General features: G+C 45.5%; 9 protein-coding genes and 1 riboswitch. Of the genes, 6 read left to right on the top strand and 3 right to left on the bottom strand.

What is annotated here, in order from left to right; all coding sequences use genetic code 11:
- Positions 1-18: 18 nt before the first annotated feature.
- Together glgC and glgA are read left to right on the top strand one after the other, a co-directional pair.
- The gene (gene glgC / locus OCU60_RS10500) at positions 19-1,236 is read left to right on the top strand and encodes a glucose-1-phosphate adenylyltransferase (protein WP_074373440.1); all 1,218 of its coding nucleotides are present in this window, start codon (positions 19-21) and stop codon (positions 1,234-1,236) included.
- Between the two features lies 1 nt (position 1,237).
- Positions 1,238-2,707: a glycogen synthase GlgA gene (glgA, locus tag OCU60_RS10495; RefSeq protein ID WP_074373441.1), complete on the top strand. Its 1,470-nt coding sequence runs from the start codon at positions 1,238-1,240 to the stop codon at positions 2,705-2,707.
- Positions 2,708-2,842: 135 nt separating this feature from the next.
- On the opposite strand, the gene OCU60_RS10490 is transcribed toward glgA, so the two are convergent.
- The 3 genes from OCU60_RS10490 to elyC form a co-directional block, all read right to left on the bottom strand.
- Entirely contained in the window at positions 2,843-3,433 is a 591-nt protein-coding gene (locus OCU60_RS10490; RefSeq protein WP_074373442.1) for a TfoX/Sxy family DNA transformation protein, read from the bottom strand.
- A gap of 128 nt (positions 3,434-3,561) precedes the next feature.
- A riboswitch (cyclic di-GMP riboswitch) is annotated at positions 3,562-3,647 on the bottom strand.
- 142 nt (positions 3,648-3,789) lie between these two features.
- Entirely contained in the window at positions 3,790-4,800 is a 1,011-nt protein-coding gene (gene purR, locus OCU60_RS10485; protein ID WP_074373443.1) for an HTH-type transcriptional repressor PurR, read from the bottom strand.
- A gap of 305 nt (positions 4,801-5,105) precedes the next feature.
- Entirely contained in the window at positions 5,106-5,936 is an 831-nt protein-coding gene (gene elyC / locus OCU60_RS10480) for an envelope biogenesis factor ElyC (protein WP_228448852.1), read from the bottom strand.
- An 87-nt stretch (positions 5,937-6,023) separates the two neighbouring features.
- Between elyC and cmoM the strand changes: the two genes are divergently transcribed.
- Genes cmoM through mukB form a run of 4 tightly spaced genes read left to right on the top strand, consistent with a single transcriptional unit; the run spans position 6,024 to position 13,318 of the window.
- Entirely contained in the window at positions 6,024-6,803 is a 780-nt protein-coding gene (cmoM, locus tag OCU60_RS10475) for a tRNA uridine 5-oxyacetic acid(34) methyltransferase CmoM (protein ID WP_083602670.1), read from the top strand.
- 14 nt (positions 6,804-6,817) lie between these two features.
- Positions 6,818-8,161 carry a chromosome partition protein MukF gene (mukF, locus tag OCU60_RS10470; RefSeq protein ID WP_095533311.1) on the top strand — a complete coding sequence of 448 codons (1,344 nt, stop codon included), beginning with the start codon at positions 6,818-6,820 and terminating at the stop codon, positions 8,159-8,161.
- Positions 8,139-8,867 carry a chromosome partition protein MukE gene (gene mukE, locus OCU60_RS10465; protein ID WP_074373444.1) on the top strand — a complete coding sequence of 243 codons (729 nt, stop codon included), beginning with the start codon at positions 8,139-8,141 and terminating at the stop codon, positions 8,865-8,867. The genes mukF and mukE overlap by 23 nt, the downstream gene beginning before the upstream one ends.
- Positions 8,864-13,318, top strand: a complete 4,455-nt coding sequence (gene mukB / locus OCU60_RS10460) for a chromosome partition protein MukB (RefSeq protein WP_074373445.1) — start codon at positions 8,864-8,866, stop codon at positions 13,316-13,318. Before mukE ends, mukB begins: the two co-directional genes overlap by 4 nt.
- The last annotated feature ends 37 nt before the right edge of the window (positions 13,319-13,355 follow it).

Below are 13,355 nucleotides of genomic sequence, written 5' to 3'. Positions count from 1 at the left end.
TAATATGGAGTTTCAATCATGGCTGGTGTATTGAGTATGATCTTAGCTGGTGGTGAGGGCTCTCGGCTGAGACCTTTAACTGAAGGCAGAAGTAAACCCGCAGTTCCGTTTGGAGGAAGCTATCGGTTAATTGATTTTGCTCTGAACAACTTTGTGAATGCGGATTTAATGCGTATTTACGTATTAACCCAATTTAAGTCCCAATCACTTTATGTCCACCTGAAAAAAGGTTGGAATGTGTCTGGTATTACGGATCGATTTATTGATGTTATTCCTGCTCAGATGAGAGATGGGAGACGTTGGTATGAAGGGACCGCTGATGCCATTTATCAAAATGTTCGTTTCATCGAACTTGCCTCACCTGATTATGTTTGTATATTCGGCTCGGATCATATCTATAAAATGGATGTTCGCCAGATGCTGGATTTCCATAAGCAAACAGAAGCTCATTTGACCGTCTCTGCGTTACGAATGCCAATCGAGGAGGCATCCCAGTTTGGTGTGATCGAAGTTGACCGTGATGGACGAATGATTGGTTTTGAAGAAAAACCGGATAAGCCTAAGCCGATACCCGGAGAACCGGAGTGGGCGTTAATTTCAATGGGTAACTATATTTTTGATGCAGACGTTCTTTGCGATGAATTGAAAAAAGATGCAGTCAATGAATATTCCAGCCATGATTTCGGGAAAGATATTATTCCGAAACTTTTCCCTGAAGGACATGTTTACGTTTACGACTTCTCGACAAATATAATCAAAGGTGAAAGACAAGCAACCTATTGGCGAGACGTCGGAACCATTGATTCTTACTGGGCTGCCAACATGGACTTGTTGAGTAATGAGCCCCTGTTTTCCCTGTACAATCGGAGTTGGCCACTACATACTTATTATCCACCGTTACCACCGGCAACATTTGTGGATGCCGATGAGCGCCGCGTCAAGATTACGGATAGCCTGGTATCGGGGGGGAGCTACATTCAAGGCGCGACGATTTTTAAATCAATTCTTGGCTATCGGAGTAATATTGCAGCTGGGTCGCATATCAGTGAATCTGTTATTTTAGGAGATGGAAAGATTGGTGCCGGTTGTACCATCAAACGGACGATTATTGATAAGCATGTTGAAATTGCCCCCGGCACCGTGATTGGTGAAGACTTAGAATTAGACAGGAAACGGTTCTATGTCTCTGAAGGGGGAATTGTTGTGATTGCAAAAGGAACGAAAGTTGGATTCTAACATGGAACAAATCGATGTATGGTTTACCGTTTCGGAAGTTGAAGGGATTATAAAAAGTGGTGGTTTGGCCGATGTTGCAAAAGCGCTCCCGACAGCTTTAAGTGGCATGGGACATTGCGTAAGAATTGTGTTGCCGGGTTATCGTCTCGTACCGGACAGAACTGATACCGCTGTGATTCTGGAGACTGAATTGTCTCACTGGCCTCATACGGCTTATCAAGTTCGTAAGTTTGACCGGAACGGTGTAGAAATTTACTTGATTGACTGTGATAAATATTTTGATCGACCGGAGTTGTATTCCGAACATAATCGGGCCTATGCCGATAATGGGGAACGCTTTGGATTTTTTTCTGCTGCGGCATTGGATGTTCTACCGAAATTGGGCATTCAGCCTGATATCATTCATGCCAATGATTGGCATACCGGATTTGTCCCTTTCTTATTAAAAACACGTTATGCCGACGATCCTTATTTTCAGCGGATGAAGAGCATATTGACGATCCATAATGCTCTATTTAAAGGGGTATTTTCTTATGATGAATTAGAAATTATCCCTGAATTGCATTTAAGTGGTATGGAGGTGCTACAGTATGGTCACGGTTATGTGAGTGCGCTCAGAGTTGGTATAGCGTATGCGGATAAGATTAATGCCGTCAGTCGTCACTATGCTGCTGAGTTACTGACACCACTTGGTGCCCACGGATTAGTCGATGATTTTGTCCGTCGTGAGAGAGATCTGTTCGGTATTGTTAATGGTTGTGATTACTCGGAGTGGGATCCTCGAATTGACAGTTATATTCCACGGAATTACACCAACGAGCCCGATTCCTTAAAAGAAGGAAAAGCAACCTGTAAACGTCAGCTACAAGAAGAATTGTTATTGCCCACCCGAGATGTCCCCGTGTTTGGAATGGTTTGTCGTTTGACCTATCAAAAAGGATTTCACTATTTGCTGCCGATTCTGGAACAGTTTCTGCGAAATGACGTGCAATTGGTGATTGTCGGAACCGGGGAGCCGGAAATAGCAAATCGTCTGCACCAGATCTCTGCGACATCATCACAAAAATTTGCGTTTGTTGATGCTTACAGTAACCGTTTCGCTCATTTGGTTGAAGCTGCCTCGGATTTCTTTGTGATGCCCTCTGAGTTTGAAGCGTGTGGATTAAATCAGATTTATAGTATGGCTTATGGCACGCTGCCGATTGTCCGAGAGGTCGGTGGGCTGAAAGACACCGTTTTTGACTATGACCATTTTCCTGATAAAGCGACAGGATTCAGCTTTGCTGAACCGACTTCGGAAGCATTACTCATTTGTATGCAGCGTGCATTACTGTTCTATTTGCAGCAACCAGAGAAAAAGTTAGATATACAGCTGCGTGCGATGCAGCAAGATTTTCGTTGGGAAGATTCTGCTCAACAGTATGTCCGGATGTATGAAGCCGCACTGATGGGCTACTCACATATGCATTGATTCTTATTCTATTGAGAAAAACGATTGAGTAAAAAAAAGCACCGTTGACGGTGCTTTTTTGTTCTGGCTCGACGAGAAAATGGGCGTTGTATACTCTGAAAAATGTATACGATAGTATAAATATTGTTCAATAAATTAAATTTGCCGAGCTAGCTCGTCGCGTCTTGCCTGAGAAATTACAGACCAGTGTTTTCCTTCGATCGCACCTTCTAATGCCCATAAGAGCTCTAATGGTGGCTGTGTAGAAGGATGAGAGCTCAAAATCGCTTTATATGCGCTGAGAGAACCTTTCTGATGAAGCTCTTCAACTGAATTAATCCCTGCTTTGCGTAGCATCCGTTCGGTTGCTAAACGAAGATTAGGCAGATCTTTCAATCGTTTCGGTTTTGTCTCTACATGGGTCGTTTTTTCATTTTTTGCATTCAAATAGGCTTGTTTCGCGATATTGAAAATCGTGTCCACATCATCCCAATAGTCTGCAGGAAGTGCAAAATACTTAGTCACAACAGGAAAGCCACGTTTTGTATACACATAAGGTTCAAAACCTTTTGCTTTAAACGTTTCCAGTGAGTGACTGTCTGCCCGTATATGTAGTTTGTCTTGAACGACAAGAGCGAACATTATATCGTTTACGAAAATACCAAACCCGCCGAACATTGAGCGTGATTTGACACGACCTAATTGTTCAAAAAGTCGCATTGAATCTCTAAGAATTGGTTTATCCATGCTTTACGTCTCGGTGTATTTTTAAATGAATACGCCACCAAAGTCAGGTCCGAGAATGTAGCAAAAGAATGCAGAAGATATGTTAACAGAACGTCAAATGATTGACGAACATGAGATGCATTTTTGCCATCGGTAACCCCGCTACCTACCATCTTCATGGTTTAGGCCGGAGGCTTTGCGTCCCATCTTTTCAGATGGTTTGCCCTGTGCGTGACACTTTTCCAGTACGGAATTATGAAGCAACTATACGAATAACCACTCCACAATGTGTGATTCTAGTCCAATTAATAAAGGTTATCAATAGAAAGAAAGTGGTTGGAGGAATGACCACTTTCCAATGGGGTGTTAATTTAGTGTTATTTTTTGTTTAAATCTTTAACGGTATTGCGTTCCACAATTTCAGGATGCATTTCAAACGTACGGCGTTCATGTTCTTTACTTTTGATCCGTTCCAATAAGATTTCAAAAGCGTTTTTCCCGACCCGACGTTTCGGTTGGTGGATGGTTGTCAATGGCGGAGAAAAATATTCAGAGATCTCAATATTGTCATAACCGATCACCGATATATCTTCAGGAACCTTGATGCCTCTCTGTTGTAAGCGACTCATGAGTCCTAAAGCCATCGTGTCATTGAAGCAAAAAACGGCAGTGGGCTGTTCATCCATCGCAATAATTTTGTCTGCAGCCAAGACTGCCGTATCACATTCGAAGTTGCCTTCCAGTATCCAGTTTTCATTTGGGGTCAAGCCTGCTTCAGCCATGGCTCTATAGAATCCTTGAATCCGTTCCTGACAAGCTGCCTTTGATAGATGTCCACTCAGACAAGCAATATCGCGGTGACCTTTATCAAGCAGGTACTTGGTTGCAAGGTAGCCACCTTCTTCTGAATTATCGATGATTTTGTCGGCTTGTGAGCTTTCAGGTCCCCAGTCCATGATGACTTTGGGAATATCATTATAGGCTTCTAGCATTTCTAGAAGCTCGGCAGTCAGGTCAGAACAGATGACTAACATGCCATCGACCCGTTTTTCAGCCAGCATCCGAATGTAGTCGCGTTGCTTTTCATATAAGCCACCGGTATTACATAAGATGAGCGTGTAGCCTTGTCGGTAGCAATAACTTTCAACACCATCAATGACTTCAGAGAAGAAGGGGTTGGTAGACTGGGTCACTAACATGCCGATTGTGCGCGTTGAGTTGCATTTCAGACTCCGAGCTACAGCACTTGGTGCATAGTTCAGTGTCTTCACGGCTGCCATGACTTTCTCTTGAGTCGTTTCTGCCACAAATCGAGTTTTGTTAATTACATGTGAAACTGTTGTTGTTGAAACTCCCGCCAAGCGGGCAACGTCTTTTATCGTAGCCATAGGTATTGTCCTGTCGCTTATGCTGAAGATCCAGCAATTCGGAGCAAATTACAATTGAATGTTTAGTTATGAAGATATTATCTATTTGTATAATCGGATAACCCGTACAGAAATAATATTCTGAGGTTATACTGCAATAAGGACAAAAACCGCTAAATTTAGCGGTTTTTGTCTGGTATAGAATATGCTTTAATCGCGAATTTTAGACTGCCGATTCAGTAATAGCAATTAAAATGAAGCATTCATCCCACGCGACTGCTGAATCCAGACTGAGAGTCTGATTCACATGAAGAGATAGCATCATGCTATGGCTCTTGTTGCAACGGTTCAGCGACGGTCGCTTCCTGATTGGCGACCCAGTTTTTCAAATAGTGCCAAAACCTTCCCAATGTTTCATACCAATATTTTTCTGTCTGCTCGAGATAAATCGCCTTAGGCGCATATTTTATCCACGGTTGCACTATATTTTTATAGGACAGGTAGTTGGTCGGTGCCGGGATCGGATTGAGTCCGGCAGATTGAAATTCATGCAACGCGCGATCCATATGACTGGCAGAGGTGACGAGCACTAATTTTCGTGGTCCGACAAAACTTGCGGCTAACTGGGCTTCTTCCCAAGTATCTTTGGCACTTTCCAGTAACACGATATCTGATTTTGCTACACCGAGTGATAAGGCAACTCTTGCCAGCATTCGGGCATGACTGAATCGGGTACCACCCGCATATCCGGAAAGAATCAGGCGAGATCCCGGATACATCCGCATGATTCGGATCCCTTCGGTAAGTCGCATCAGTGCTGAGCGACTGAGTTGAGATGTCGGTGGGAGTTGGTCATCAACGACATGACCGCTGCCGAGAACCATGATGTAGTCAATGCTACCCTCAACGGGTAAAAAGGCTGAATACTTGCGTTCCAATGGTGCGAGAAGGCGTTCTGAAACGGGTTGAAATGATGCTAGAAACAGCAACGTGTAGGAGAACAGAACAATCAGGCAACCGGTTTTCCTTTTTGTTGAAAACATAATCATCATGAGGCCAATAAAACCGATGATGAGCAAGGCGGGAAGGGGCATCATTAATGCAGCTATGATTTTTTTAAGCTCAAACATATAAGAAATAGTCCGAAAAAACAGCAATTGAGATTAAAAACGAATAATCCTCTTTATTCCTGCCATTCCTATGACAGAATAGCAGCACGATTCGTTATCATAACTCAAGCTACTGTGACTGAAGATCGCAATTTCGACGATATTGCCCACAAATTTGCAAAAAATATATATGGCTCTGACAAAGGTATGATCCGTCAGACCATCGTGTGGGAAGATATTCAAACTATTTTAACATCATTTCCTCCGGAACAGCTCCCACTTTCGGTGCTGGATGCCGGTGGCGGGCTGGCACAGCTATCGCAGCGACTCGCGAAGCAGGGACATCAGGTGACATTATGTGATCTTTCTTCTGAAATGTTGCAGTTGGCGCAAACCGATATTGAAAAAAATGGTCTGCTTGCGCAGTATCGCTTTGTCCATGCGGCAGTGCAGGATATGCAACAGCATCTTACTGATCCGGTTGACTTCTTGATGTTTCATGCCGTGATGGAGTGGTTAGTTGATCCGAAGGATGCGCTGGAAAAATTACTGACTCAGGTCCGGAGCGGTGGCGTTGCATCTATCATGTTTTACAATCATCACGGATTAGTGCTGAAAAATGTCATATGCGGGAATATTCCCCATGTGTTGGATGGTATGCCATATCGCAAACGATTTAAGTTGCAGCCGCAACAAGGCCTGAATCCAGAAGTGGTTTATCAATGGATAGAAGCTTGTGGATTCAGTATTGAAGGTAAAAGTGGTATTCGCTCGTTCAGTGATTACATTGGTAATCGCCAGAATATGGGGGAATACACTGAAGAAGATGTACTGGCGCTTGAAAGACAATTATGTCGGCAAGAGCCCTATTTATCTCTGGGCCGTTATATTCATGTATGGGCCAGAAAAAAGTAAAAATGATGGAAACAATGATAGACGAATTGGCGCAACAAGCCGAAGTACAACCAATCGATGAATTGGTTGGATGGGTCAGGCAGCATGACTTGTCTCTCAACCTAGATACCGAGCGACTCGCATTTTTGATTGCGATTGCCGTATTGAGTCGGGATCGATTTGATGACGAACTCGGTGAAGGGGAATTACATGATGCATTTGCAATCGTGACTCGGCTATTTGATGAAACCGGTGAAGCATCCGCTTTCCGGGCCAATAATGCGATCAATGAATTGGTTCACCAGCGGCTTATCCGCCGTTTTACCAGTGAGGTGACCGATGGGGCGAGTATCTATCGATTATCGCCATTGGCGATTGGTATCACTGATTATTATCTGCGCCATCGTGAGTTTTCCAAACTGAAACTGTCGATTCAGCTGTCGATTGTGGCGGATGAAATGGCAAAAGCCAAAGAAGCTGCTGAAAAAGGCGGTACCGAATCTCACTGGCAAAAGAATGTTTATGCCATCTTAAAATATTCCGTGGGTGAGATTTTTGATCAGATCGATCTCAACCAGCGGGTGATGGATGAGCAGCAACAAGAGGTCAAAGAACAGATTGCTCAGTTGTTGAACAAAGACTGGCGTGATGCGATTCAGAATTGTGAGTCGCTCTTGTCAGAAACGTCATCGACGTTGAAAGAGTTACAAGATACGCTCCAGACGGCTGGTGATGAAATGCAGACGCAGATCCTTGATATTCAGGAGTGTGTTTACGGTGAATCCGGACTGACGTTTATTGAAGAAACATTGTTTCAGTTGCAGATCAAACTTGACCGAATCATCAGTTGGGGGCAACAGGCCATTGATTTATGGATCGGTTACGATCGACATGTCCATAAATTCATCCGGACCGCGATTGATATGGACCAAAACCGTGCGTTTAGTCAGCGTTTACGTCAATCGATGAACGACTACTTCGAGGCGCCTTGGTTCCTTACTTTTGCCGATGCCGAGCGCTTTATCGACATGCGAGATGAAGCCTTGGTTCTCCGCGACGATGAAGTCACCGGGCAAGTCCCCGAAGATGTTGAGTATGAAGAATTTCAACAGATTAACGATGTGCTGGGAGAGCAGATCGGTGAGATGCTGATCGTGCATAAAGATCAAGGTACACCGATTGATCTCGGCATCATTTTAAAGAATTACCTCACAGAACATCCAAAAACGCATCATTTTGATTTAGCCAGAATCGTGGTCGATCAGGCCGTTCGGTTAGGATATTCAGCGTCTGATTATCAGGCGATTCAGCCGGATTGGCAGGCAATCAATGAATTTGGTGCAAAGGTACAAGCAAATGTCATCGACAGATATGAATGAACACATGCCAGAGAAACTGGTTAAAGCTCTTTCCAATCCGTTATTTCCGGCGCTGGATAGTTTATTACGTGCCGGCAGGCATGTTTCCGGTGAAGATATGGATAATCACACATTTTTGTCCGATTTTGAGCCTGAGCTGGCCCAATTCTATCAGCGTTATAATACCGAGCTGGTTCGTGCCCCCGAAGGTTTCTTTTATTTAAGACCGCGTTCCACATCATTGTTCAACCGGAGCGTGTTATCCGAACTCGATATGTTGGTCGGCAAGGTACTTTGCTTTTTGTATCTCAGCCCTGAAAGGCTGGCACATGAAGGGATTTTTACGTATCAGGAATTGTATGAAGAGTTGCTCACGCTGGTCGATGAGAAGAAGCTGATGCGATTGGTGACGTTCCGGGCCGGCGGGTCGGATCTGGATCGGGAAAAGCTGTTTGAAAAAGTCAGGACGTCCTTAAGAAAACTGCGCCGAATGGGCATGCTGGTCGTGCTGGGAGAAAGTGAAAAGTTTCGGATTACCGAAGCGGTCTTTCGTTTTGGTGCAGATGTCCGTGTCGGTGATGACATGCAGGCAGCACAATTGAGATTGATTCGTGACGGCGAAGCGGTCGTTCCTGGCCAAGACGTCCATGAAGGGGTGGAAGATACCGATGAGGCAGCAGCAGCGACCCCATCAGAAGCATTAACAGGATTTGAAGGTGAAGCATGATTGAAAGAGGTAAGTATCAATCGCTGACCATGATCAACTGGAACGGTTTTTTTGCCCGTACGTTTGATATTGATAATTTGGTCACCACGCTTTCCGGTGGGAATGGTGCGGGGAAATCAACCACAATGGCGGCCTTTATCACCGCGTTGATCCCCGATCAAAGCCTGCTGCATTTTCGTAATACCACTGAAGCGGGTAGTTCTCAGTCGTCGAGAGACAAAGGGTTACACGGCAAACTTCAACCCGGTACTTGTTATGCAGCGTTGGACGTTGTCAACTCCCGTAAGCAGAGAGTGTTGTTTGCTGTCAGATTACAACAGGTTGCCGGTCGGGACAAAAAAGTCGATATTAAGCCATTTTTGGTGCAGGGAATCCCCAGCCATGTCCGGCCTACTGACATTTTGATTGAAACACTCTCAGATCAACAGGCACGGGTTCGAACCGTCAGTGAAGTCAAAGATGCTGTCGCAGGCTTGGAAGGGACGCAGTTCAAAACATTTAGCTCAGTGGTGGATTATCACACCCAGATGTTTGAATTTGGCGTTGTACCGAAGAAAATGCGTTCGAGCAGTGACCGCTCCAAGTACTATCGTTTGATTGAAGCATCATTGTATGGTGGTATTTCCAGTGCGATAACACGCTCGCTGCGCGACTATCTGTTACCGCAAAATGGTGGTGTGAAAAAAGCGTTTCAGGATATGGAAGCGGCACTTCGGGAAAACCGGATGACGCTTGAAGCGATCAAAACCACTCAAGCAGATCGGGATTTGTTCAAACACCTGATTACTGAATCGACCAACTATGTTGCGTCTGATTACATGCGTCATGCGAATGAGCGTCGTAGTAAAGTTGAACAGGCACTTTCATTCCGTCAGACTTTGTTTGGTGCGCAGCAAACCTTAGTCACGCAAAGTGAGTTGTTGACTCGCGTGAAGGATGAACTGGATGAACTGACAGAGCAGGAATCGGCACTGGAGCAAGATCACCAGAGTGCATCTGATTATTTGCAACTGGTTCATAACGCTTTGCGTCAAAAGGAAAAAATTGAGCGTTATCGAGACGATCTGGAAGAGCTCAATGAACGGCTAGAAGAACAACTGATGGTGGTTGAAGAGGCTCAGGAACAGACGTATGAAGCTGAGCACAACGCCACGATTCTAGAAGATGAAGTCGATAGCCTGAAGTCGCAACTGGCTGATTATCAACAGGCGCTGGATGTTCAACAAACCAGAGCACTCCAGTATCAGCAAGCCGTTCAGGCACTCGAAAAAGCGAAGGCAGCACTGGATGATGAAAGCCTGACGGCTGAAAATGCGTCGCAGAAAATTCAGACCTTGAATCAATCACAGCACGAGATGACCGAGCGAGTCTTGCAACTGAAACATCGTCTGGACATGTCGGCTGCTGTCACATCTCAGTTTGAACAGGCATTTCAGTTCGTCCAATCCGTACTCGATGATGTGACTCGCCAAACGGCTCATGAACACGGTGTTACGCTGATTGAAAAATCACGACAGTGCAAGCAATTGATTGCGCAGGAAAACCAGTGGTACACACGTCAGAATGACGTTTCCCGTCAGTTAGAGCGGCAGAATCATATTACAGCACTGGCAGAGGCTCACCAACAGGAATATCAGGAAAGTCTTGATGATGAATCCGCGATTGATGAAGCGCGAGAGAAACATCAAGAAGTGCTGGATGTTGTCGAAGAAGAACTGATCGCGCTTCGTGAATCACGCAGTGATTTACGCCGCAATCAAGAGGATGTCCGGGCGCAAATTCAACGATTGGAAAAGATTGCACCGCAATGGATTGTCGCGCGTAATGCGTTGGATGATTTGCGAGAACAGAGCGGTGAAGCGCTGGAAAGCTCACAGGCGGTATTTTCTCATATGCAGCATACGCTGGAACGAGAAAAACAGCAGACATCAGAGAAAGAAAAATTAGCATTACAGCGTCACAATCTTGAGCAAGACATTGAACGTCTGGCTTCTCCCGGAGGGGCCAATGATGCCCGGTTGAAATCGCTGGCTGACTCATTAGGCGGCATGTTGTTATCTGAAATTTATGATGATATTACGCTGGAAGACGCACCTTATTTCAGTGCGATGTACGGCCCCGCCAGACATGCTATTGTTGTCTCTGATTTGTCAGAAATTCAGACGCGCTTGACTGAGCTGGATGATTGTCCTGAAGATGTGTACATCATTGAAGGGGATGTCGATGCTTTTGATGACAGCTCGTTTGATGCCGATGAACTAGAAGGTGCGGTATGTGTTCGTCTGAATGACCGTCAGATTCGTTATTCCCGTTTCCCTGAGATCCCTTTATTTGGTCGGGCAGCAAGAGAGCAGCGACTGGAACAACTGCGGAGTCAGCGAGATGATCTCGTTGAGTTGCACGCCAAAGCGTCATTTGATGCTCAAAAGCTCCAACGTTTGTATCAGGCCTATCAGACCTTTGTTGCTTCTCATATGACAACCGTGTTTGAAGCAGATCCGGAACAGGCACTTCAGACGTGCCGTGAACAGTTGAATCAGTTTAGTCGTTCTCTGACTGAGTTGGACCATCAGGAACAGCAATTACAGACGCGACAACAGCAGAGTAAAAATGCGTTATCACGCCTTGAAAAAGTGGCTCCATTTGTTCACTTGTTGGCCGATGACACATTACAGGATCAAGCCAATGAAATTGAAGAAAGGCTTGCAGAACTGGACGAGGCCAAACACTTTTTAACGCGATACGGTACGACAATTGAGCAATTGAGTCATTGTATCAATGCCCTCGAAAACGATCCGGAACAGTTTGATGCACTGGAAAGTGAGTATCACAGGGCTGACCAACAGTTGCAGCAGGTGAAAACCCAAATTTTTGCGATCTCAGATCTGATTGAGCGTCGCCATCATCTACAGTATTCCGATGCCGTGGCATTGGTGAATCAGGGCGATGCCCTGAGTGGACAACTGAAAGAAAAATTACAACTTGCTGAGTCACAACGTGGCACGGCAAGAGAAACGTTCAAACAGCGGCAGGGGCAGGTCAGTCAGTACAATCAGGTTCTGGCCTCACTCAAAAGTGCACATCAGTCAAAGCTCGAAACCGTGCAGGAATTTGAGCAAGAGTTACAAGAGCTGGGTGTGCACACCGATGCAAGCGCACTGGAACGGGCAGAAAGTCGTAAAAATGAGCTTTATGAGCGTTTGCATGTTTCCCGACAACGACAGAGTGAGCTAGAGAGAACGCGGACATCGACCGAGATGGAGATGACCTCGCTGAGCCGGCAATTGAAGAAGGTTGAGAAAGAGTATCGCGATCTCAGAACGTTTATTGTGAATGCCAAAGCCGGATGGTGCTCGGTGCTGAGACTGGCACGAGAGCATGATGTTGAGCGACGCTTACATCGACGGGAGCTGGCTTATCTGTCGGCAGGCGAGCTGCGTTCCATGTCCGATAAAGCATTAGGTTCTCTGCGTCTGGCGGTTGCCGATAACGAGACGCTGCGAGACGCTTTACGTCAGTCTGAGGATAATGCCAGACCGGAGCGTAAGGTACTCTTTTATATCGACGTGTATCAGCATCTACGTGAACGGATTCGGCAGGATATTATTCGCACCGATGATCCGGTTGAAGCGATTGAAGAAATGGAAGTTGAGCTTGGCCGATTGACGGAAGAGTTGACCCAGCGAGAATCACGTTTGGCAATCAGTTCTGAGTCGGTCGCCAATATCATTCTCAAGACGATTCAACGTGAGCAGAACCGAATTCGGATGCTTAACCAAGGTTTGTCCAATATCCACTTTGGTCAGGTCAACGGTGTGCGTTTGAATGTCAAAGTCCGCGAAAGTCATGAAATGTTACTGACAGGGCTATCGGAACAACAAGCGCAGCATCAAGATTTGTTCAACAGCCCGCGTTATACGTTCTCTGAATCCATGGCGAAATTATTCCAACGGGTCAATCCGCACATTGATATGGGGCAGCGTTCACCTCAGGTGTTAGGGGAAGAATTACTCGACTACCGGAATTATCTGGAACTGAATGTTGAAGTGAACCGGGGAGCGGATGGTTGGTTACAAGCCGAGTCTGGTGCGCTCTCGACAGGGGAAGCCATCGGGACCGGTCAGTCAATTCTGTTGATGGTCGTGCAGAGCTGGGAGGAAGAATCCCGTCGGTTGCGGAGTAAAGATATCGTACCGTGTCGTTTGTTGTTCCTCGATGAGGCAGCCCGTCTTGATGCCAAATCGATTTCAACACTATTTGAGTTGTGTGATCGGTTAGGCATGCAATTGTTGATTGCTGCACCGGAAAATATCAGTCCGGAAAAAGGCACCACCTATAAATTAGTGCGGAAGATTCACAAAAACCATGAACACGTTCATGTCGTTGGTTTGCGTGGATTCGGCCAGAATCATGCGGCTGAATCCGATGACCTGACGGCAGAGGCGTCCTGAGATTTGCCGGATTTATTGCTGGTCAGATAATAAAAAA

This window comes from Vibrio spartinae (assembly GCF_024347135.1).
GTDB lineage: Bacteria > Pseudomonadota > Gammaproteobacteria > Enterobacterales > Vibrionaceae > Vibrio > Vibrio spartinae.
The sequence above is the reverse complement of the archived record's forward strand: the minus strand, read 5'-3'. Positions and strand labels throughout refer to the sequence as shown.

What these genes read in the sequence shown, in the direction of transcription:
- glgC (WP_074373440.1), top strand. Translation starts at nt 19, where the DNA reads ATGGCTGGTGTATTGAGTATGATCTTAGCTGGTGGTGAGGGCTCTCGG.
- glgA (WP_074373441.1), top strand. Translation starts at nt 1,238, where the DNA reads ATGGAACAAATCGATGTATGGTTTACCGTTTCGGAAGTTGAAGGGATT.
- OCU60_RS10490 (WP_074373442.1), bottom strand. Translation starts at nt 3,433, where the DNA reads ATGGATAAACCAATTCTTAGAGATTCAATGCGACTTTTTGAACAATTA.
- purR (WP_074373443.1), bottom strand. Translation starts at nt 4,800, where the DNA reads ATGGCTACGATAAAAGACGTTGCCCGCTTGGCGGGAGTTTCAACAACA.
- mukF (WP_095533311.1), top strand. Translation starts at nt 6,818, where the DNA reads ATGATAGACGAATTGGCGCAACAAGCCGAAGTACAACCAATCGATGAA.
- mukE (WP_074373444.1), top strand. Translation starts at nt 8,139, where the DNA reads ATGTCATCGACAGATATGAATGAACACATGCCAGAGAAACTGGTTAAA.
- mukB (WP_074373445.1), top strand. Translation starts at nt 8,864, where the DNA reads ATGATTGAAAGAGGTAAGTATCAATCGCTGACCATGATCAACTGGAAC.